The 20,868-nt window shown below is 69.0% G+C and carries 21 protein-coding genes; 10 read left to right on the top strand and 11 right to left on the bottom strand.

Annotation, left to right across the window (positions count from 1 at the left end):
• Nucleotides 1–16: 16 nt before the first annotated feature.
• Complete coding sequence (locus tag KGD87_RS03995) at nt 17–658, bottom strand: SAM-dependent methyltransferase (protein ID WP_011553029.1); 642 nt, start codon at nt 656–658, stop codon at nt 17–19.
• 75 nt (nt 659–733) lie between these two features.
• Between KGD87_RS03995 and KGD87_RS03990 the strand changes: the two genes are divergently transcribed.
• From KGD87_RS03990 to dctA, 3 genes are all read left to right on the top strand, one after another.
• On the top strand, nt 734–1,156 hold the full coding sequence (locus KGD87_RS03990; protein WP_284666221.1) for a hypothetical protein: 423 nt from the start codon (nt 734–736) through the stop codon (nt 1,154–1,156).
• A gap of 61 nt (nt 1,157–1,217) precedes the next feature.
• Nucleotides 1,218–1,505 carry a hypothetical protein gene (locus tag KGD87_RS03985; RefSeq protein WP_284666220.1) on the top strand — a complete coding sequence of 96 codons (288 nt, stop codon included), beginning with the start codon at nt 1,218–1,220 and terminating at the stop codon, nt 1,503–1,505.
• Between the two features lie 80 nt (nt 1,506–1,585).
• Entirely contained in the window at nt 1,586–2,875 is a 1,290-nt protein-coding gene (gene dctA, locus KGD87_RS03980) for a C4-dicarboxylate transporter DctA (RefSeq protein WP_205507675.1), read from the top strand.
• An 8-nt stretch (nt 2,876–2,883) separates the two neighbouring features.
• Here dctA and KGD87_RS03975 read toward each other — a convergent pair whose 3' ends face one another.
• On the bottom strand, nt 2,884–4,023 hold the full coding sequence (locus KGD87_RS03975; RefSeq protein WP_284666219.1) for an acyl-CoA dehydrogenase family protein: 1,140 nt from the start codon (nt 4,021–4,023) through the stop codon (nt 2,884–2,886).
• Nucleotides 4,024–4,318: 295 nt separating this feature from the next.
• On the opposite strand from KGD87_RS03975, the gene KGD87_RS03970 reads away from it, so the two are divergent.
• From KGD87_RS03970 to KGD87_RS03955, 4 genes are all read left to right on the top strand, one after another.
• Nucleotides 4,319–5,437 carry an efflux RND transporter periplasmic adaptor subunit gene (locus KGD87_RS03970; protein WP_284666218.1) on the top strand — a complete coding sequence of 373 codons (1,119 nt, stop codon included), beginning with the start codon at nt 4,319–4,321 and terminating at the stop codon, nt 5,435–5,437.
• 35 nt (nt 5,438–5,472) lie between these two features.
• Entirely contained in the window at nt 5,473–8,613 is a 3,141-nt protein-coding gene (locus KGD87_RS03965; RefSeq protein ID WP_284666217.1) for an efflux RND transporter permease subunit, read from the top strand.
• Nucleotides 8,613–9,212 (top strand): MarR family winged helix-turn-helix transcriptional regulator, encoded by a 600-nt coding sequence (locus KGD87_RS03960; protein WP_284666216.1) that lies wholly within the window; start codon nt 8,613–8,615, stop codon nt 9,210–9,212. The genes KGD87_RS03965 and KGD87_RS03960 overlap by 1 nt, the downstream gene beginning before the upstream one ends.
• A 106-nt stretch (nt 9,213–9,318) precedes the next feature.
• Nucleotides 9,319–10,476: a hypothetical protein gene (locus tag KGD87_RS03955; protein ID WP_284666215.1), complete on the top strand. Its 1,158-nt coding sequence runs from the start codon at nt 9,319–9,321 to the stop codon at nt 10,474–10,476.
• Here KGD87_RS03955 and KGD87_RS03950 read toward each other — a convergent pair.
• The 3 genes from KGD87_RS03950 to KGD87_RS03940 form a co-directional block, all read right to left on the bottom strand.
• Nucleotides 10,442–11,614: a CaiB/BaiF CoA transferase family protein gene (locus KGD87_RS03950; RefSeq protein WP_284666214.1), complete on the bottom strand. Its 1,173-nt coding sequence runs from the start codon at nt 11,612–11,614 to the stop codon at nt 10,442–10,444. The genes KGD87_RS03955 and KGD87_RS03950 overlap by 35 nt on opposite strands.
• A gap of 105 nt (nt 11,615–11,719) precedes the next feature.
• The gene (locus KGD87_RS03945; protein WP_176419016.1) at nt 11,720–12,043 is read right to left on the bottom strand and encodes an SCP2 sterol-binding domain-containing protein; all 324 of its coding nucleotides are present in this window, start codon (nt 12,041–12,043) and stop codon (nt 11,720–11,722) included.
• A gap of 97 nt (nt 12,044–12,140) precedes the next feature.
• Nucleotides 12,141–12,518 (bottom strand): response regulator, encoded by a 378-nt coding sequence (locus KGD87_RS03940; protein WP_176419015.1) that lies wholly within the window; start codon nt 12,516–12,518, stop codon nt 12,141–12,143.
• Nucleotides 12,519–12,701: 183 nt separating this feature from the next.
• On the opposite strand from KGD87_RS03940, the gene KGD87_RS03935 reads away from it, so the two are divergent.
• Nucleotides 12,702–13,730, top strand: coding sequence for a sensor histidine kinase (locus KGD87_RS03935; protein ID WP_284666213.1), 1,029 nt, complete (start codon nt 12,702–12,704; stop codon nt 13,728–13,730).
• Between the two features lie 42 nt (nt 13,731–13,772).
• Complete coding sequence (gene tatA, locus KGD87_RS03930) at nt 13,773–14,054, top strand: twin-arginine translocase TatA/TatE family subunit (RefSeq protein WP_350101412.1); 282 nt, start codon at nt 13,773–13,775, stop codon at nt 14,052–14,054.
• A 130-nt stretch (nt 14,055–14,184) separates the two neighbouring features.
• Here the strand turns inward: tatA and KGD87_RS03925 are convergent, their stop codons facing one another.
• The 6 genes from KGD87_RS03925 to KGD87_RS03900 all read right to left on the bottom strand — a co-directional run bounded on the left by KGD87_RS03925 (nt 14,185) and on the right by KGD87_RS03900 (nt 20,278).
• Nucleotides 14,185–16,047 (bottom strand): AMP-dependent synthetase/ligase, encoded by a 1,863-nt coding sequence (locus tag KGD87_RS03925; RefSeq protein WP_284666212.1) that lies wholly within the window; start codon nt 16,045–16,047, stop codon nt 14,185–14,187.
• Entirely contained in the window at nt 16,044–16,841 is a 798-nt protein-coding gene (locus KGD87_RS03920; protein WP_284666211.1) for a tetratricopeptide repeat protein, read from the bottom strand. The genes KGD87_RS03925 and KGD87_RS03920 overlap by 4 nt, the downstream gene beginning before the upstream one ends.
• A gap of 97 nt (nt 16,842–16,938) precedes the next feature.
• Nucleotides 16,939–17,688: a sigma-70 family RNA polymerase sigma factor gene (locus tag KGD87_RS03915; RefSeq protein WP_163785022.1), complete on the bottom strand. Its 750-nt coding sequence runs from the start codon at nt 17,686–17,688 to the stop codon at nt 16,939–16,941.
• A 200-nt stretch (nt 17,689–17,888) separates the two neighbouring features.
• Nucleotides 17,889–19,313 (bottom strand): FAD-binding oxidoreductase, encoded by a 1,425-nt coding sequence (locus KGD87_RS03910; protein WP_284666210.1) that lies wholly within the window; start codon nt 19,311–19,313, stop codon nt 17,889–17,891.
• Nucleotides 19,310–19,867: a GTP cyclohydrolase I gene (gene folE / locus KGD87_RS03905; RefSeq protein ID WP_284666209.1), complete on the bottom strand. Its 558-nt coding sequence runs from the start codon at nt 19,865–19,867 to the stop codon at nt 19,310–19,312. Before folE ends, KGD87_RS03910 begins: the two co-directional genes overlap by 4 nt.
• A gap of 102 nt (nt 19,868–19,969) precedes the next feature.
• A complete protein-coding gene (locus KGD87_RS03900; RefSeq protein ID WP_284666208.1) occupies nt 19,970–20,278 on the bottom strand; it encodes a Rieske (2Fe-2S) protein in 309 nt (102 codons plus the stop codon).
• Between the two features lie 157 nt (nt 20,279–20,435).
• Between KGD87_RS03900 and KGD87_RS03895 the strand changes: the two genes are divergently transcribed.
• Nucleotides 20,436–20,861 (top strand): hypothetical protein, encoded by a 426-nt coding sequence (locus KGD87_RS03895; RefSeq protein WP_284666207.1) that lies wholly within the window; start codon nt 20,436–20,438, stop codon nt 20,859–20,861.
• The last annotated feature ends 7 nt before the right edge of the window (nt 20,862–20,868 follow it).

Genomic DNA, 20,868 nt, shown 5'->3' with positions numbered 1-20,868 from the left:
CGTTCCACAATGAACGTCAGTTCGCCTCCGGGGCCTCTGGCGCACGGCGGCGAAGCCCCACCAGGTAGACCTCCATGCTGGCGCCGCGCGTGGCCTCCGGCCGGACCACCTTCACCTCTTCGAAGAGGGCGCGGATCTGGTTGCGGAAGTCCTCGAAGTCCCGGCCCATGAAGACCTTGGCCACGAAGGACGAGCCGGGCCGGCCCCGCGCCGCGGCCAGCTCCAGCGCCTTGCCCGCCAGCCGCAGGCTGCGCGCCTCGTCGGTGGCCTTGATGCCACTCGTCTTGGGGGCCATGTCGGAGATGACGGCGTCGAAGGGGCCCGCATGGAGCTCGGTCAGCTTCGCGTCGAAGTCATCCGCGAGCACGTCCAGCACCGCCGTCTGCACGAAGGGCTGGCTGAAGGGACGGATGGCGACGATGTCCACGCCGATGACGCGGCCCTTCGGTCCCACGGCGTCCGCCAATATCTGAAGGAAACCTCCGGGCGCCGCCCCCAGGTCGAGCACGACGTGCCCTTTCTTCACCATGGGGAAGCGCTTGATGAGTTCATCGACCTTGAAGGCCGAACGTGCCCGCAGGCCCTCTTGCTTGGCCTTCTGGAAATAGTGGTCTTTAGGACGGTAGGGCTTGCCCATGTCAGGGGGGCTCCCTAGCATCCGCTACTGTCTTCGGGAAGCCGGAGCAGTCGCGGGTGTCACTACCCGTGCAACGGCCAGTCCGGAGGACGTTGGATGGGCACGACCCGGAGCGTGATGACGGCGCTGTGCATCTGCCTGCTGTCGGCTGGGGGCGCCGCCTACTGCCATACCCGCGCGGACGCCCTCCTGGTGCAGGGCCAGTGGCTGATGGAGCGCGGCACCGCCCAGGCGGAGGACTACGCGGCCCGGTTCGACGGCGCCGCGGCGGACGCCCAGCTGAAGACGTTCGCGGAGCGCCGGGCCGTCCTGGAGAAGGCGCACGTGTGGCAGCGCGGGATGTTGGTGGGCGTGCTGATCGCCGCGCTGGCCACCGTCTGCGCGTACCTCCTGTTCCTCCTCAAGCGGCTGAACGACCAGCTGCTCGATGCCACGGGCAGCGGAGCGCACGAAGCCGCCGCACGGGAGTCCGCCTCCCCGGAGCACGTCCAGGCGCTGATGCCCAGTCCGCAGCGCTGAGCGCTCGCCGCGAGGCGGGGCCCGCTGGCACAATGGCGTCCCCCGTTTCATGGAGGAGGCCATGCCCGGCTGCGCGCACTGTGGACACCGGCTGGACATCATCGCGAACCAGGTGGGCCGGCGTGATGACTGCCCCCACTGCGGCGAGGACATCCGCTCCTGCCGCAACTGCCGTCACTTCGACCTGGGCGTGGCGAAGGAGTGCAAGGAGCCCTTCGCCGAGGTGCCCAAGGACAAGGACGGCGCCAACTTCTGTGAGCTGTTCCAGATTGGCGAGGGCGGCCTCCATGAAAAGGAGCGCCGGGACACCCTGCTGAGCGCCGCGGAGGCGCTGTTCCGCAAGAAGTGACGCGGCCCGCCGGCGCCTGGCGTCAACGAAGCGCCGCGGCGGGGCGCTATAGTCCGCGGCCTCCTGAGAGCGGGGTGCGGATGCGGTGGTTGAAGAATCTGTACGTCCAGGTGCTGCTGGCCATCGCCGTGGGCGTCCTCCTCGGCTGGCTGCGGCCGGACCTGGGCGAGTCCATGAAGCCGCTGGGCGACGGCTTCATCAAGCTGGTGAAGATGATCATCGCACCGGTCATCTTCCTCACCATCGTCGCGGGCATCGCGAAGATGGGCGACCTCAAGCACGTGGGCCGCATCGGCCTCAAGGCGCTCATCTACTTCGAGGTCCTGACGACGCTGGCGCTCGTCGTGGGCCTGGTGGTGGTGAACACCCTGAAGCCCGGCGTGGGGATGAACATCGACCCGGCGCAGATCGACACCTCTGGCATCACCCAGTACCGCGCGTCCGCGTCACAGCAGGGCACCATCCCCTTCCTCCTGGACATCATCCCGCATGACTTCCTGTCGGCCTTCACCGAGGGGAAGCTGCTCCAGGTGCTGCTCATCGCCGTGCTGACGGGCGTGGCGCTCACCCGCCTGGGGCCCATGGGCCAGCGCGTGCTCGACTTGTCGGATGACCTGGCGCAGGTCTTCTTCGGCATCGTCGGGATGATCATGAAGCTGGCGCCGCTGGGCGCCTTCGGCGCCATGGCCTTCACCGTGGGCAAGTTCGGCGTCGAATCGCTCAGCTCGTTGGGCCGGCTGCTCATCGCCGTCTACGTCACCTGCGCCCTCTTCGTCTTCGTGGTGCTGGGGCTGGTGGCGCGGCTGTCCGGCTTCTCGCTGTGGAAGCTGCTGCGCTACATGCGCAGCGAGCTCTTGCTGGTGCTGGGGACGTCGTCGTCGGAGTCCGCGCTGCCCCGGCTGCTCAAGCGGTTGGAGACGCTGGGCTGCGACCGGGGCGCCGTGGGGCTGGTGCTGCCCACCGGGTACTCGTTCAACCTGGATGGGACGTGCATCTACCTGACGATGGCGGCCATTTTCATCGCCCAGGCGGTGAACGTGGACCTCACGCTGGGCGAGGAGCTCACCCTGCTGGGCGTGCTGCTGCTCACGTCGAAGGGCGCGGCGGGCGTGACGGGTTCGGGCTTCATCACGCTGATGGCCACGCTGGCGGCGCTCAACGGCAAGGTGCCCGTGGAGGGCGTGGCGCTGCTGCTGGGCGTGGACCGCTTCATGTCCGAGGCCCGGGCCATCACCAACGTCATCGGCAACACGGTGGCGACGCTGGTGGTGGCCAGGTGGGAGGGCGTGCGTGACGACACCGTCATGCACGCCGCGCTCGACAGCGGGCCCAAGCCCCTGGAAGGGCTGAGCCTGGGCCACGGTGCCTGAGCGCGCGCTCAGAAGCCGTAGAGCTTGGAGATGATCTCCTTCATCACCTCGGAGGTGCCGCCGCCGATGGTGATGAGGCGCACGTCGCGCCACATGCGGGCGATGGTCGTCTCCTCCACGTAGCCCATGCCGCCGTAGAACTGCTGGCAGTCGTAGGCCACGCGCTGGGCCAGGTCGCCCGCGAATAGCTTCGCCATGGAGACCTCCTTCACCGGGTTCTCCTTCCGGTCGAAGAGGTCCACCGCGTGGTACGTCAGCCGCTTGGCCGCTTCGATGGCCGTCAGGTGCTCCACGAACTTGTGGCGCCACACCTGGAACTTCATCAGCGGCCGGCCGAAGGCCTCGCGCTCGTTGCCGTACTGGATGGAGTCCTCCATCATCCGCTCCATGCCCGCCACCGTGGTGATGGCGCCCACCAGGCGCTCACCCTGGAAGTTGGTCATGATGTGGTAGAAGCCCTCGTTCTCCTCGCCCAGCACGTAGCGGGCCGGAATCCGGCAGTCCTCGAAGTAGAGGACGGCGGTGTCCGAGGACAGGTTGCCCACCTTGTCCAGCTTCTTGGAGACGCCGAAGCCCTTCACGTCCGTGGGGAACGTCACCAGGGAGATGCCGCCGTAGCCGGCCTCGCCCGTGCGCACCGCCAGGGTGATGAAGTCCGCCCGCGTGCCGTTGGTGATCCACATCTTCGAGCCGTTGATGACGTAGTCATCCCCGTCCCGGCGCGCCGTCGTCCTGATGCTGGCCACGTCCGAGCCGCAGCTCGGCTCGCTCACGCCCAGCGCGGCGATCTTCTCGCCCTTGAGCGCCGGCTCCAGGAACTCGCGCTTCTGCTCGTCCGTTCCAATCTCGTTGATGATGGGCGTGGCCATTTGACTCTGCACCAGCAGCGCCATGTTCACGCCCGCGTTGAGGCTGCGGCTCAGCTCCTCCGCGAACACCGTCACGTACCAGTAGTCCAGCCCGCTGCCGCCGTACTTCGGGTCGTGGCTGATGCCCAGGAAGCCCAGCTCCCCCGCCTTGCGGAACAGCTCCCTGGGGAAGATGCCCGCCCGGTCCCACTCGAGGCCGTGCGGCGTCATCTCCTTCTCCACGAAGCTGCGCACCGTGTTGCGGAAGGCCTCGTGTTCCTCGGTGAACGGGTGCGGCATGGGGTGTCCTTGATGCAAAAGGATTGATTCTTGAATCAATAACAGGGGCCTTCAGGTGCCACAAGCGCCACCGCCCAGGCACACAGCGCCCCTCCCCGAGGCCAGGGGACGAACGCACCGCGTCGTGTCATTTTCTCCTGCCCGCTCGGCGGACGGCCGTTAGACGTGCCGGGGAGAAGATAGTCCGCACTCCGGAGTATCCTCTTGACAGACAGTTCAGAGGCTGTAGTTTCCGGGCCGCAGACTTTCCATGTAGAAGCCGGCCCGGAAGTGTCTCCCAGGGGACAAGCGCCCCGTGACCGGCAGGAGCAGGACGACCGTGATTCGACGCATGTGGATGGCCGCGGCAGTGGCAGCGGTGGTGACGACGGGCTGTGGCAAGGCCAGCAACAAGCCGGCCCTCCCCGAGCAGACGGGTCCCGCGGCGTTGGGTGTGCGCGCCATCACTCCGGCCACGGAGCTGAGCGCCGACGTCACCCGCGTGACGGGGCAGATCCGCTCGAAGAACGAGGCGGTCCTGGGGCCCCAGGCGACCGGCACCATCGCGAAGATGAACGTGCGGGTGGGCGACAAGGTGAAGAAGGGCCAGGTGCTGGCGGTGCTGGACGCCTCCAACGTCGCCATCAGCGTGGAGCAGGCGCGCGCCGTGAAGCAGGCGGCGGACGCGGCGCTGGAGCTGGCCACGTCCTCCCTGGAGCGCACCCGGAGGGTGGCGGAGTCCGGCGGGGTGGCCGCCGCGGGGTTGGATCAGGCCGTGATTGGCCAGAAGCAGGCCGCCGCCCAGGCCGCCCAGGCCGCCGCCGGGCTGCGGCTGGCGGAGGAGATGCTGCGCGACCACTCCATCACCGCCCCCTTCGACGGCGTCATCACGGCCCGCACGAAGAACATCGGTGATTCGGTGGCGATGACGCCCTCCACGCCCGTGTTCAGCATCGTCGACACGACGGGGCTGGAGGTGCGCGCGCAGGTCCCCGAGTCCGTGGTGGACAAGGTCCGCGTGGGCAGCAAGACGCAGGGCACGTTGAGCCCCAGCGGCGCGCGCTTCGACGTGCAGGTGTCCGTCGTGGGCGCGGTGGTGGACGCCTCCAACCGCACGGTGGAGGTGCTGGCGGACGTGGTCGGCGAGCCCTCCACGGCGCTGCGTCCCGGCGCCCTGGTGGAGCTGGATTTCTCGAGCGCGGGCGAGGCCGACGACAAGGGCCTCTTCCTCCCCACCCAGGCCGTCAGCGCCCGGGGCCAGGAGGGCTTCGTGTGGGTGGTGCAGGACGGCACGGTGCGCAAGCGGGATGTGCGCGTCGAGCGAGTGCTGCCTGGTTACGTCCGCATCCTCCAGGGCCTGGCGGTCGACGAGCGCGTGCTCGCCGACTCCTCCCTGGACGTGAAGGAGGGCACGGCCGTCCGCGTGGTCCAGTGACGCCTGCCCTCCCCTCTCAAGTTCGGAGCCCCTGAATGCTCAAGACATTCATTACCCGCCCTGTGTTCACCGCGATGCTGATGCTCGCGGTGGTCGTTTTTGGCGTCAATGCCTACCCGCGCATCGGCGTGGACCAGTTCCCCGACGTCGAGTTCCCCGTCGTCACCGTCACCACGGTGCTGCCCGGCGCGGACCCGGAGTCGATGGAGAAGAACGTCAGTGATCCGCTGGAGGAGGCGCTCAACACCCTCAACGGCGTGGAGCAGCTGCGCTCCATCAACCTGGAGAGCGTGTCCCAGATCGTCGTCCGCTTCACCCTGGACACCCAGGTGGACGTGGCGTCCCAGGACGTGCGTGACCGCGTCCAGGCCACGCTGAGCAAGCTGCCGGCGGAGATCGAAACGCCGGTGGTGGAGAAGTTCGACATCGGCGCGGCGCCCATCATGACGCTGTCGCTGTCCGGCGCGCTGCCCATCGAAGAGATGACGCGCGTCGCCGAGGACGTGGTGAAGCCGGCCCTGCAGCGTCAGCCGGGCGTGGGCAGCATCGACGTGGTCGGTGGCCGCGAGCGCGAAATCCAGGTCGTCGTGGATCCGGAGCGGCTGCGGGGCTTCGGGCTGGCCGTCAGCGACGTGAGCCAGGCCGTGCGGGCGCAGAACCTGGACGTCCCGGGTGGCCGCACCATGGACCGCGGACGTGAGCGCGTGGTGCGCCTGACGTCCGAGGCCAAGAGCGTGGACGAGCTGCGCAACATCATCATCGCCAGCCCCAACGGCGCGCCGGTGCGCGTGCGTGACGTGGCCGACGTGGTGGACGGTCCGGAAGAGGCGCGCTCCAGCGCCAAGAGCGGTGACCGCAACGCCGTGGCGCTGGTGGTGCGCAAGCAGTCCGGCTCCAACACGGTGCAGGTGGCCGAGTCCATCAAGGAGTCCCTGGGCGAGGTCAACAGCCTGCTGCCCGAGGGCGTTCTCGCGGAGATGGTGACGGACAACTCGCGGTTCATCCGCTCGTCCATCGCCGCGGTGCAGTTCGACCTGGTGCTCGGTGGCTTCCTGGCGGTGCTCATCGTGCTGGTGTTCCTGCGCAACCTGAACTCCACGCTGGTGGCCGCCATCGCGCTGCCGGTGTCCGTCGTCGGCACCTTCGCCGTCATGGCGGCCCTGGGCTTCACGTTCAACATCGTCACGATGCTGGCGCTGACGCTGTCCATCGGCCTGCTCATCGACGACGCCATCGTGGTCATCGAGAACATCGTCCGTCACCTGGAAGAGGGAAAGACGCCCATGGAGGCGGCGCTCGTGGGCACCGGGCAGATCGCGCTCGCGGTGTTCGCCGTGACGCTCGCCATCGTCGCCGTGTTCATCCCCGTGGCCTTCATGGACGGGACGATGGGCATGTTCTTCTACCAGTTCGGCGTCACGGTGGCCGTGGCGGTGCTCATCTCCTACGCCGTGTCCATGACGCTCACGCCCATGCTGTCGTCGCGCATGCTGAGCCACCATGGCAGCCCCACGGGCATCTCCGCGGCGGTGGAGAAGGTGCTGGTCGCCACGGAGACGGGCTACCGGAACATCCTGGCCAGCATCCTGCGGCACCGGGCCATCACCCTGGTGGTCGCCGTGGCGGTGCTCTTCCTCACCCTCTTCATGGCCGGCTTCCTGAAGTTCACGTTCATCCCGGAGCAGGACAACGGCAACATCAAGCTGGCGGTGGAGCTGCCCATCGGCTCCACGCTGCAGGAGACGCAGGCGGAGCTGGACGCGCTGGACGCGCAGGTCCGCGCCCTGCCCGGCATCGACTCCACCTTCGCCACCGCCGGTGGCGGCGTGCAGGAGGAGGTGCACAAGGGTGAGCTGCTCATCAACCTGGTGCCGCTCAAGGACCGCGCCTTCAACCAGGGCGAGCTGAAGACGTACCTGCGCGGCGCCGTCAAGCCTCGCAGCGGCGTCAGCGTCACGGTGCAGGACATCTCGGCCGTGGGCGGCGGCGGCGCCCGCACCCAGCAGATCCAGTTCAACATCCGCGGTGACGACTGGGACGAGGTGGTGAAGTCCGCCGACAAGGTGCAGGCCGCCATGCGCCAGAACCCGGGCCTGGTGGACGTGGACATGACGTACCGCTCCGGCAAGCCGCAGTACGACGTGAAGGTGGACCGCGAGCGCGCGGCCAGCCTGGGCGTCCCGGCGGCCTCGCTGGGCGCCACGCTGCGCGCCTTCCTGGGGCGCGACAAGTTCGGCGACTACCGCGAGGGTGGCGAGACGTACGAAATCAAGGTGGCCCTGCCGTCGCGGACGCTGGCCTCCGCCGACGCGCTGGGCAAGCTGACCGTGCGCAGCACCACGGGCCAGTTGGTGGAGCTGCGCAACATCGCGACCATCACCCCGGCGGACGGCCCGGTGCAGATTGACCGCGAGTCGCAGAAACGGCAAATCACCCTGCTGGCGAACCTGGCCTCGGGCTACGCGCTGAGCGACGGCATCAACTTCCTCAACGCGTACGCGGAGAAGGAGCTGCCCAAGACGGTCATCTACGACTTCGAGGGTAACGCGAAGGAGATGGGCAAGGCCGTGGCGGCCTTCGGCTCCGCCCTGCTGCTGGGCATCATCCTCATCTACATGATTCTCGCGGCGCAGTTCGAGAGCTTCATCCACCCCTTCACCATCATGATGTCGCTGCCCTTCGCCCTCATCGGCGCCATTGGCGGGTTGCTCATCACCGGTCAGTCCATGTCGATGTTCGCCCTCATCGGCATCATCATGCTCATGGGGCTGGTGGTGAAGAACGGCATCCTCCTGGTGGACTTCACGCTGCAGCTGCGTGAGGAAGGAAAGACGGCGACGGAGGCCTTGCTCCAGGCGGCTCCCGTGCGACTGCGTCCCATCCTGATGACGACCATCGCGATGATCGCCGGCATGATTCCGGTGGCGGTCGCCAAGGGTGACGGCGCGGAGACGCGCGCGCCCATGGCCATCACCATCATCGGCGGGCTGGTGACGTCCACGTTCCTCACCCTGGGCGTGGTGCCGGTGGTGTACTCGCTGATGGATCAGCTCACTGAGAAGCTCAAGCGGCGCAAGGGTCCGGACGCGGCCTCTGGCACGCCGCACGCGGTGGGTCCGAAGCACGGCGCCGAATCGCCTTCCGTGGCCGCCGCGGCCCGGGTGGAGACCGCCTGATGCGGCGACCGGAGGACAGGCCGGCCGCGCTCGCGAACCGGCGAGGCGACCCGAGCGCGGAGGGACAGGACCTTCCCGAGGACGGTGGCTCCGAGGAGAGCCACGGTCTGCTGGAGGAAGACGTCGGAGCCTCCACGCCCGAGTCCCGGCGCCTCCACGAGCTGCTGATTGAGTTCAGCCGCTACCGCTCCCTGAAGAACCCGCTGGCGGGCATCTGCGAGGACCTCCAGCTCACGCCCACGCAGATGCATGCGTTGTCGTGGCTGGGCAACGACGGTCCGGTGCAGGTGGGTGTCCTGGCCCTGCGGGTGGGCATCACCCGGAAGACCATCACCGGCGTGGTGGACCGCCTGGAGAGCATGGGCCTGGTGGAGCGGACCCGCGACGTGGAGGACCGGCGCGCTGTCGTCGTGCGCCTCACCGAGCAGGGCGGCAGAGTCTTTTCCCGCATCGACCGGGGCCTGGACGCCAGCCTGCGGCGCGTGCTGAGCCTGATGAGCTCCGATGACCGCGACGCCGTGTTCGGCATCCTGGAGCGGATGCTGGCGCGGCTGACGGCCGAGGCGGAATCGGCCAACCGCGACGCCCAGACGAGCTGAGCGTTTTCCGCTCGCGCGCCGGCCCCTGGTTCGGGCCGGCGCGCGCAAGACGCCGCGGGCGTCGCTGGCGCGACCGTGCGCATGCACTTCCCCGGATGCACACCGCATGACGATGACCGCCATCCTCCTCGTGAGCCTCACCGTGGGACTGGGCGCAGCCGCCCCCGCGCGCGCGGCCTCCCCACCCGACGTGTCCTCGCTGCTGGCCTCCCGGTGCAGGCTGTGGGCGTCCACGCCCGACAACCCCTGGGCGCTGGCCCATGGCCTGGCGCTGGACGGCCGGGACTTCCGCACCCGCGACGGCCAGCCCGCGGCGGACGCCATCATCGCGCGCTACCTGCGCCGGACGCCGCCCCCGTCCACCTCCCCCGCCGCCGCGCAGCGGCTCTACTTCGACACCCGAACCGCCAACGGCACGCCGGTGGAGCCCCACCCCGCCCTGCAGCTCAAGAGCCTGCTGCACGCGGGCTACCCGGTGCGCCACCGCTTCAACGCGTCCTGGGGCCCCGTCATGGTGCAGGCGCTGGTGAAGCAGCTGCAGCTCGACTTCCGCCCATCGCTCGGGGCCAGTCCCGAGGGCGCCTGGGCGCTGGACGCCCTGTCCCTGGCGCTGGAGCCCGGCGCCACGTTCCGCAACAGCGAGGGCAGGACGCTCCACATCGACGCGGTGATGCGGGACGCGCTCGCCACGCTCGAAGCCGCCCAGGCCGAGCTGTCCGTGGCGATGCGCGAGGGGAGACCGCAGGTCCCCAAGCGCAAGCAGGGCATCTACGCCCACCCGTGCGGCGGGCTTCACTACTTCCAGGCCGTGGCGGGCTGGGCCCGGCACGCCGCCGTGCGCAAGGCATGGCGCAAGCGGCTGGACGCGCAGGTGGACGTGCTGCTGTACCGGCTGGACTCGGAAGGAAGGCAGTACGAGGCGGCCCTGGTCAACGCGCCGTTCGCGCACCGGCTGCCCTTGCTGGTGCAGATGTTGAAGTTCCAGGGCCACCTGCTGGAGACGCTCGGGCGCTACCGCGACGACACCGGGTGGCGCCCCACGAAGGCCCAGCAGCAGATGGTGGAGCGGGCGCGCACGGCGCTGGAGCACACCGTGCGCCGGCTGGACGCCGGCGGCGCCTTCGACGGGTGGCAGGCGCTGGCCGAGCGGCAGCCGCAGCTCGCGCTGGATTTGCTGGGCGACACCTGCCACGCCGCGCACGGCGAGGCCCTGTGGCGCACGCCCGCCGTCAGTGCCCCAGCCGCGCGAGGTCCTGCGCGGTGAAGCCCGCCTCCTCCAGAATCTCCCGCGAGTGCTGCCCCAACGCGGGCGGCGTGCGCAGCGGCGTCTCGCCCATGCGCAGCGGCGTCAGCAGGTGCGTCACCTTGCGGCCCAGCACCGCGTCCTCCGCCTCCACGAAGAGGCCTCGCGACTGGAGCTGCGCGTCCTTCAGCACGTCGTCCCCCTCCGCCACCGGCTCGATGCAGAGGTCGGAGCCCGCGAAGCGCGCCTGCCAGTACGCCAGCGGGTGCTCGGCGAACAGGCGCGTCAGCTCCGCCTTCACGCGCGCGCCGGGCTCGCCCGGGGCGTAGACGTCCTCCAGCAGCTCCGGGCGCCCCAGCCGCTCACACACGCCCGAGAAGAACTTGGGCTCCAGCGCGCCCACCGCGAGCCACCGGTCATCCGCCGTGCGGTACAGGCCGTAGCACGCGTAGCCGCCGTTGAGCGCCTCCGTGCCTCGCTGAAGGGCGGCACCCTCCGTCCCCATGTAGAGACGCGACGCCAGGTGCATGTGCAGGAAGGCCAGCGCGCCATCCGTCATGGACACGTCCACGAAGCGCCCCTGCCCCGTGCGCTCGCGCTCGTGCAGCGCCGCCAGGATGCCCACCAGCGCGAAGAGGCTGCCTCCGCCAATGTCGCCCATCTGCACGCCGGGAAAGGCGGGCGCGCCGCCGGACTCACCGCCGTAGCCCAGCAAGCCGGCGCGGGCCGCGTAGTTCAAGTCGTGCCCCGCCTTCAGCCGGTCCGGCCCCGTCTGCCCGTAGCCGGAGATGGCGCAGTAGATGAGCCGGGGGTTCTCCGCGCGCAGCACGGACTCGCCCACGCCCAGCTTGTCCATGACACCGGGCCGGAAGCTCTCCACCAGCACGTCGTAGTGGCGCGCCAGCCGCTTCAGCGCCTCGCGGCCCTCGGGCTGCTTCAGGTTCAGCGTCAGGGAGCGCTTGTTCCGGTTGAGGCCGTAGAACAGGCCGCTGACGTCGTCCCGCAGGGGCGGCATCTGGCGGACAGCGTCCCCGCCCTCCGGCTCCTCCACCTTGTCCACGGTGGCCCCCAGGTCGGCCAGCACCAGGGTGGCGTAGGGGCCGGGCAGCAGGCGCGACAGGTCCAGCACTCTCAGGCCAGTGAGCGGGAGCGACGACATGGGGCATTCCTCGGAAGCTGCGCGTCAGGGGAGTGGAAACGACCGCGGCGCGCCCCTGTGAAGGAGACGCGCCGCGTGCGACGGAAGTCAGCGGGCGGAGTCTGCTCAGAGCAGCTTCGCGAGCTTCATCGCGAGGCCCATGTCCATGGGCTTGAACTTCAGCTTGCCCTGCATGGCCGCCATCTGCGCGTTGAGCTTCTTCTCGCGAATCTTCACGAAGTCGTCGTTGCTCACGGAGATGGTCATCTTCGCGTTGTCGGCCGCACCTTCCGTCACCCAGCCCTCGGACTTGGTGGCGTCCAGCGTCCACTTCCCGCCGCCCTCACCCGACACGTCAAAGACGATGACGGCGTTGAGTTCCTTCGCCAGCTCCGGCTTCGCCTTGAGGGTCTCCGGAATCTGGTTCTCGATGATGTCCTTCGCGCTCACGACACACTCCTTGGCCTGACCGTTGATTTGAAAATCAAAGACAGGGGGACCGTAATGGTGCCCCCCCTGGCAGGTCAAGACACGGATGCGGCATCTGTCACGCGCTGGTGGACGCGGCGGTGGGATTCAGTGAGCGGCGAACCATGTCCAACAAGTCGTTGAGTTCGAACGGCTTCGCCAGATGGCCCACCGCGCCGATGTCGGAGGCCTTGCTGCCGACATTGCGGTCCGCGCTCAGGACGATGAGGGGGATGCGCGCCACCTCGGGCGGCTTCTGCCGCATCCGCTGGGCGAACTCCCAACCGTCCATCACCGGCATCATCAGGTCCAACAGGATGAGGTTGGGCGGTTCGGGTTCGAGCCGGTCCAACGCCTCCTTCCCGTTCCGCGCCCGGCGGATTTCGAAGCCTTCGGCTTCCAGAATCTCTGAAAGGGCTTCCAGGATGTCCGGGTCGTCATCAACGACCAGGACCACCGGGGCCCTCGCATGCTGCGCATTGTGCAAGGTCAGAGCCGTCTCCCGAGGTGCGTCGCTGGGATTCTTCAACCATCCTCCCACACGGCCGCGCAAGAAAATGCGCCCATGCCGCCGGACATGGGCCCACGTTGCAAAACCGACAGTCACTGCCCACCCTTTCCGTGACCTGATGGACTGGGGGTGTGGAACGTGGCGAGCGTGGGGGAGCTGAAGGCAGGCGACATGGCGGCGCCAGGGCTGCTGCTGCTGCTGCCTCGTGGAGGCAGCCCGCGCCTGCTCGGCCGCTCCCTGCTGGAGCAGCTGGGGCTGGAGGCGCTCCCCAGCCGCGTGGGTTCCCTGCCGGAGCTCATGGCGGTGGCGGGCTTCCAGCGGCGCTCCGGAAGCGGGAGCCTCTGGGAGCGGGCCGGCCAGGTGCTGATGGCGGGCGAGGAGACGCTGGAGGACGGCGCGGTGCTGCTATGGACCTCGCCCCTGGCGTGGGACGAGGCCGGGGTGCGCCGGCGGGTGCGCTACCTGTCCATGGCGTCGCACGATTTGCGCGGCTCGCTGGCCAACGTGCGCTCGTACGCGGCCCTGCTGCTCAACGGCCGCGTGCCCCTGGAGGCCAAGGTGCAGCGGGGCCTGGAGACCATCCTCCGCAACGCGGACCGCTCGCTGGCCTTCTCGCAGGACTTCTTCGATGCCAGCCGGGCGGACCTGGGCTCCCTGCCCTGCGAGCAGGAGCGCCAGTCCCTGCTGCCCCTGCTGGACGCGGCGGTGGAGCGGCAGCGCGCCGCGGCCACGGCGGCCCAGGTGGCGCTCGTGTTGGACCTGAATCCGGCGGAGGCGGTGCCCGAGGTCATCGTGGACGGGGCCCGCATCCAGCACGCCGTGGAGTCCTTCATCCAGTACCAGCTGGCCCGCGCCCAGCAGGGTGAGGTCATCCGCCTGGGCCTCCGCGACTTCGCGCCCAGGGTGCGCGTGGAGGTCCGCCGGGACGGGGCGCCCTTGACGGATGAGGACGCCGCCGCCGTCTTCCAGCGCGAGGAGCGCGCCTTCCGGGAGAAGCGGCTGGAGGACCCCTTGCGCGTCTATCTGGCCCGGCAGGAGGTGGAGGCGCACGGTGGCAGCGTGGGCGTCGAGTCGGACCGAGGCGGCAGCACCCTCTTCCTCACCCTGGCCCAGGCCCCCGTCGCGGCGCTCGGTTCTCCAGCAACCATGCAGGCTTGAATCGTCCGCCGGTCTTGCTAGCGGTCGGCGGCGGCCATCGGTATGCTCCTGGCGTCTTCGCGAAGGAGCCAAATGATGGGTTTGAAGGGAATGGAAATCCTGCTGATCATGGGGGTGCTGCTGCTCCTGTTCGGAGCGTCGCGCCTGCCACAGCTGGGCTCTTCGCTGGGAAGTGCGATCCGCAACTTCAAGCGCGGCTTCGGCGGTGAGGGCGAGGACGCGGCGGCGGCCCCTGGGGACAAGAAGGCCTCGGGTTCGCTCTCCAGCGCCTCCGGCGTACAGAACGACGTCGCCAAGAGCCAGACGCCCAGCAGCCACGTCTGAGCCGCCGCCGGGTGGCCGCAGTGCCTCCCGGCAGGACGTGCGCCGTGCCTTGAAACGCGCAACGCCCGAGCCGCCCCCTGGAACAAGGGGTGGGCCGGGCGTTCGCTTTTGGCCGTGTGTGGCGTGAGCCTCAGCCGACCACGGCGGTGCCTTCGTACATCCGGTCGAGCTGCGCCTTGTACTTCTGGGTGCAGACCTTCCGCTTCACGCTGAGCTTGGGCGTCAGCTCCTCCGTCTCCTGGCTGAAGTCGTTCTCCAGCACGGTGAAGCGCTTGAGGGTGGCGTATGGCGGCTGCTGCGTGTTGAGCTGATCCACCGCGGCCTTCACCGCCGCATGGACCTCCGGACGCCGGGCGTTCTCCGCGTAGGTGCCCACCGGGGCGCCCTGGTCCTGCAGGAGCTTGCGCGCGCCCTCCTCCGACACGGTGACGAGCACCACCAGGTACGGCCGCTTGTCGCCGTACACCATGGCCTGGCTGATGATGGCGTGCGTCTTGAGGGCGTTCTCCAGGTTCTGCGGCGCCACGTTCTTCCCGCCCGCGGTGACGATGAGGTCCTTCTTGCGGTCGGTGATGCGCAGGTAGTTGTCCGCGTCCAGCTCGCCAATGTCCCCGGTGTGGAACCAGTTCTCCGCGTCGATGGCCTCCGCCGTGGCGTCGGGGTTCTTGTAGTACCCCTTCATGACGGACGGGCCGCGGATGAGGATTTCACCGTCGGAGGCAATCATCACCTCCATGCCCGGTAGGGGCGAGCCCACGCTGCCAATCTTGATTTTGTGCTCGCGGTTGATGGTGGTGCCGGCGGACGTCTCCGTCAGGCCGTAGCCCTCCAGCACCTTGAGGCCCAGCAGGTCGAAGAAGTAGCCAATCTTCGGGGCCAGGGGCGCGCCGCCGGAGATGAACACGCGCATGTTGCCGCCCAGCTTCTCGCTGATGGCCGCGTGCACCTTGGAGAACACCAGCTTCTTCGCCAGCGCGAAGCCCAGGGTGGCGTACTCGCGGCCCTGGCCGCGCGCCTCGACGTACTCGTCGAACAGCTTGAAGGCCCAGCGGAAGAGCCGGCCCTTGAGGCCCGGGGCCGCCGAGCCGTTGGCCACCACGTTGTTGTAGACCTTCTCGAAGACGCGCGGCACCGACGGCAGCACCGTGGGGCGCGTCTCCACCAGGTTGGCCAGCAGCTTGTCCACCGACTCCGCGACGATGAGCCGGTAGCCCATGCTCAGCCAGCCCGCCTTCACCACCTGCGCGAAGACGTGCGCCAGCGGCAGGAACAACATCACCGAGTCGCTGGGCGTCATCATCCCCACCGACTGGGCGGCCTTGGCCTCGAAGGCCCAGTTCCGGTGCGTGAGGATGACGCCCTTGGGGTCACCCGTGGTGCCGGACGTGTAGATGATGGAGGCGGTGTCCTCCACGCTCACGCCCGCCACCCGCGCGTCGAAGTCGTCGGGACGGGCCGCGTGCTCCGTACGGCCCTGGGCGACGACGTCGGCGAGCGACAGCTCGGTGCCGCCAGCGACGGGGCCCTCGAAGACGACGACGCGGCGGAGCGCCGGACACTCCGCCAGCTTCTGGCGAAGGCGCGTGAGCCGGCCTGCCTGCCGGGCGTCCTTCTCGTCGTTGTCCACGAAGACGAGCGTCGTCTCGGAGTGGTTGAGGATGTACCGGCACTCATCCGGCGTGTTGGACGCGTAGATGGGGACGGTGATGGCCTGCGCGGCGCTGATGGCCACGTCGCAGATGAGCCACTGCAGGCTGGTGTTCGCGAAGATGGCCACCCGGTCCCCGGGTTTCACCCCCTGGGCCACCAGGCCCGCGGAGAGCGCCTTCACCTCGTCCAGGAACTGGGCGAAGGTGACGTCCTGCCAGCGGCCGTCCTTCTTGTGGCATGCGCCCACCGCCGACGCGTTCTTCGCGCGCTGGATGAGCAGTTGGACCAGCGTCGCATCACCCCCCGCGGCAGCGGGAACCGCCACCTGATTCTCTGCCCTCATCTGAGCTCCTTCTCGATATCGGCTTCGACCTTCTTGGACCACTCCTGCACGCGCCGCCCCTCCGCCGGGTCGTACGCGATGCTGCCTTGCTTCACCTTCTGGATGGCCTCGCGCGCCTTCTCCGCCTTGCCGTCCTTGAGGAGCGTCTCCGCCAGGAAGTAGTAGGCGCGCAGCATCCGCGGGTGCTTCGCGATGGCCTTCTCGTAGAGGCTGGCGGACTTCGCCAGGTCGCGCTTGGGCCAGGGCAGCTCGTAGTAGTAGCGGCCCTTGGCCAGCAGCGGCGCGCCCCGGTCATAGTCCGCGTCAAGCTGGATGGCCTTGTCGAGCCGCTCGTTGAACTTGCCCTCGAGCCCCTCGCCCAGCGCCTTCATGATGCCCACGGCCTGCGAGTAGGCGCCGATACCTGTGGCCGCGTAGTAGTGGCCCTCCACCCGGGCGGGGTTGAGCTTCACCGCCTTCTCACCCCAGTCCCACGTCTGGCGACCCAGCACCTTCTTCAGCTTCTCGCTTGCCGCCCCGTCCGCCTGCCACTGGAGGATGCGCGCCTTGCGCCAGACCAGCTCGTAGTCCTCCGGCGCCGCGTCCAGCGCCGTCTTCAACGCCCCCTCATAGGCCTTCTCCCCGCCGGGCTCGCCGCGCTTCGCGTACAGCCCGTCAAGCTCGGACAGCAGGGAGGCCTCAGCCCCCCAGGCAGGCAGGCTCAGGAGGAGGCTCAAAGCAAATGAAATCAGGCGCATAAGCGCCGGGCTTAGCACGCGCTTTTGCCCGCTAGCAAACCATGGCGGGTCAAACATCCGCCAAACGACAAGAGGCGGGAGCGGCCCGGAGTGACCCGGTCCGTCCCGCCCCGATGACGCGCCTTCCCAGGTGGGAAGCGCCCTGGAGGGCCGCTCATGCCGCCGCGTCGGCGGCCAGCTCGCCCAGGTGCTCTTCGTTCTCGTTGAACGCTTGCAGGTAGCGCTCGAGGAAGTTCTTCGTCTTCAGCTCCACCTGACGCACGCGCTCACGCGACACGCCCCACCGCTGGCCCAGCTCCTCCAGCGTCAGCGGCTTGTCCTGCGTCAGCCGCTCCGTGAGGATGTCCCAGCCCAGGTCACCGATGCGCTTGCGCACCTTGGCGAGCGCCTCCTGAATCTCCGTGTCCTGCTCGTGCGACAGGAACACCTGCTGAGGCGACGGGCCGTTGTCCTCCAGCCGGTCGAGGAAGGTCGTCTCGCCGTCCTCGTCGATGGTGGCGTCCAGCGAGAAGTCCACCATGCTGCCGCGCTCGGCCTCACCGCCGCGTACCTGGCTGCGGTTGTCCTTCAGGTACCGGGTGATGTAGGCGCGAATCCACCACACGGCGTAGGTGGCGAAGCGCACGTTCTTCTTTGGATCGAAGTGCTCGATCGACTTCATGAGACCGACGTTGCCCTCCTGGATGAGGTCATCCAGGCGCGCGCCGCGATTGGCGAACTTCTTCGCCACGGCGACAACGAAGGCCAGATTGGAGCTGGCGAGCGTCTGCCGCGCGGACTCGTCACCCTGGCGGGCGCGGCGCGCGAGCTCGTACTCCTGCTCACGCGTCAGCTGCTGGTGCCCGCCCAGGTTCCGAAGGTAGTGCGACAGGCCCTCGGCTGCGTACTTCGTCGAATTGGCCATGATTTCCCGTCCTCCGTTCGATGCCGGACGCGCGCTCCTCCGCCGCCTCGCGTCCACCTGGAACTGAGACGCGCAACGAGCGAAAGGGTTTCTCATTCCAGGTCCGATTCGGCATTTCGAGCGACATTCCCAGCCCTTCCCATGACTTGGACGGTAAGCCGCTCGACGCCGGGACGAAAACGAGCCGCGCCGGTCACGAATCAACAACGCTTGGGCGCGGGGAAGATTTTCGAGGGATTGAGCAACCCTGATGGATCGAAGAAGGCCTTGAGCCTGCGCTGCAAATCGATGAGCGCGGGGGACTGCTCCAGCGAAAGATATTCCCGCTTCGCGTGGCCCACACCGTGCTCGCCTGTGATCGTACCGCCCAGTTCCACGGTCATCACCAGCATGCGCCGCAGGGCTTCCTCCACCAGCGGCCGTTGGTGGGCGCCCTCGTAGAGGATGTTGGCGTGCAGGTTCCCATCTCCCGCGTGGCCATAGGTGGCCACGGTGAGGCCCAGCTCGGCGCCCAGGGCCTTCAGGCGCTCGATGACCTCGGGAATCTTGGAGCGGGGCACGACGATGTCCTCGGAAATCTTGTGAGGCTTGAGGGCCCGGAGGGCTGGGGAAATCGCCCTGCGCGCGGCCCAGAGCTTCTCGCGCTGGGAGGCATCCTGGGCCACCAGCGTCTCGGTGGCCCCCTGAGCGGTACAGAGGTCACCCAATTGAGACAGCTCAGCGAGCAAGCCCTCGCGGCCGTTGCCATCCACCTCCACGATGACGGCGGAGCCCGCGCCCGGGGGGAACTGGAAGCCGCGGCCGTTCACCGCCCGCAGGGCCACGTCATCGATGAGCTCCAGGCAACGCGGGAGGATGCCCGCGGCCAGCACGGCGGACACGGCGCGCGCCGCGTGCAGCACGGACGGAAACACCACCAGGGCCGTCAGCACCTCGCGCGGCAGCGGGATGAGCTGGACGGTGATTTCCGTGGCGACCCCCAGCGTGCCCTCCGAGCCGACGAAGAGGCCCACCAGGTCATACCCCGCCACGCCCTTGATGGTGCGCCGGCCCACCCGCACCACCTCCCCGTCCGGGAGGACCCACTCCAGTCCAATGACGTAGTCCCGGGTGACACCGTATTTGAGCGCGCGAGGCCCGCCGGCGTTCTCCGCCACGTTGCCGCCCAGCGTGCACAGCTCCCAGGAGTTCGGGTCCGGTGGATAGAAGAGCCCCACCGCCTCCACGGCCTTCATCAAGTCACCCGTGATGACGCCGGGCTGCACCACCGCGGTGAGGTCTTCCGGGGAGATGGAGAGGATGCGGTTCATCCGCTCCAGGCTCACCGCCACCCCACCGTGCAAGGGCAGCGAGCCACCACTCTTGCCGCTCCGCGCGCCGCAAGGGGTGAAGGGCACGCCGTGCGCCGCGCACACCTTGAAGACCTCCGACACCTGCCGCGTGTCGGCAGGGAAGACGACGAGGTCGGGCGCATGGACGCCGCTGTCGGACTCATCCCGGGCATAGGCGGCCAGCGAGGCGTCATCTTCGCGCAGCTGCTCTGGGGCCAGGACAGCGGACAGCGCCTCGCGCACGCGGGCCACGCGCTCGGGCGCCACGCGAGGCCCGGGCACGGGCGTGCTCATCGCCGGGCCCCCAACCGGGCCCACAGCTCACGGCGCAGGGGGCCGTCACGCCGCAGGGTGCCTTCATAGGCCTCCGAGTGGGTGACGGCGTCGCGCTGCTTGTCACCGCGCAAGCGCAGGCACGCCTGCTCCGCTTCAATGATGCACGCGGTGGCGGGGCTGCCCAGCACCAGGGCCAGGGAACGCGCCACTTCCCGCGCCAGGTCTTCCTGGAGGATGAGCCGGTGCGCGAAGCAGTCCACCAGTGATGACAGGCGGCCAAAGCCCACCACCCGCTTGCCCGGCACGTAGGCCACGTGGGCCCGTCCGGTGAGCGGCAGCAGGTGGTGCGGACACATGGAGTGGAAGCGCAGGTCCGTCACCACCACCAGCTCGCCGGAGGAGCCCGGCGGCGCGGGGAACGTCTCACCCAGCGCCTGCTCCGGGGTGCGGCTGTAGCCGTCGAGGAACTCGGCCGTCCAGGCCTCGGCCACGCGCTCGGGGGTGTCCGCCAGGTGGATGTCCTGGAGGTCCAGGCCGGCGGCGCGCAGGAAGTCCGCCACGGCACGCGCCATGGCCGAGGTATCCGGGACACCCGCGGGGGCGGCAGCGGAGGGGGCTTTGCGGCGGGCTCGGGACGAAGTCACAGCGGAGTCGCTCCTGGAAGGGACCGGCATTCAGGGGGCCTGGACCCTACCCGATGCGGACACGAGGATGTGCTGCCCCTGCACACGCACCGCATAGGTGCGGACCTGCACTCCGGGGTGCCGCGGGCACAGCCCCGTCCGGACGTCGAACGGCCAGGTGTGCAACGGACAGTGCACCACGTATCCCACCAGGTCACCCTCGGACAGGGGCCCGGCCCGGTGGGGACACGCGTCCGCCACCGCGTGCAGCTCCCCCTCCACGCGAAAGAGGGCCACCGCGACCCCGTCCACCTGGACCACCGCGCGACCCCGCGCGTCGAGCGCGTCCAGCGTCGCCACTGGAATGAATCCTCCGTCCGGCTGTCCGTTCATCCCATTGGTCCCCAACGCCCGACCGGGGCCGACACATCCCCACCCGGACGAATCAGAGCGTGATACCGTCCCTTGACACCCGCCGTGCCGCCTCATTAGAGCACCCGGGCAACCGCCCCTTCCGATGAATCAGCGAGCCCACACCTTCGCCCGCTGCACCGCGACGCTGCTCGTCGCGCTGTGGGTGTGTCAGCCGCTGGGCGCGCTGATACACGCGAGGGACGAGCACGCGCACCGGTTCTGTCCGCAGCATCAGACGTTCGAGGAGACGGCGCTCGGCACGGGCGCGCGGCTGTCCCGGCTCGCGATTGAACAGAGCCCGCAGCTGTCCGCCCTGCCCGAGGCCGTCACCGACTCAACCGCCCTCACCCATGAGGAATGTCCGCTGGTGACGTCCAGCTCCCGCGCGGAGCTCCTGACGCCCCACCGCACGGCCCTGGTGCTGACGCTGCTCGCAGTGAGCCGTCCGGCCACCGCGCCGCCCCGCGTCCAGCCCCCCCTCTCCATCCTCGATACCGCCCCCAAGGCCTCGCCGCCCGCGCGCGCGTGACGTGCGT

Origin of the sequence: Myxococcus sp. SDU36 (assembly GCF_030168875.1) — a bacterium.
In the GTDB taxonomy this organism is placed as follows: domain Bacteria; phylum Myxococcota; class Myxococcia; order Myxococcales; family Myxococcaceae; genus Myxococcus; species Myxococcus vastator.
Note: the sequence above shows the minus strand (reverse complement) of the source record. Positions and strands in the feature narration are given on the sequence as shown.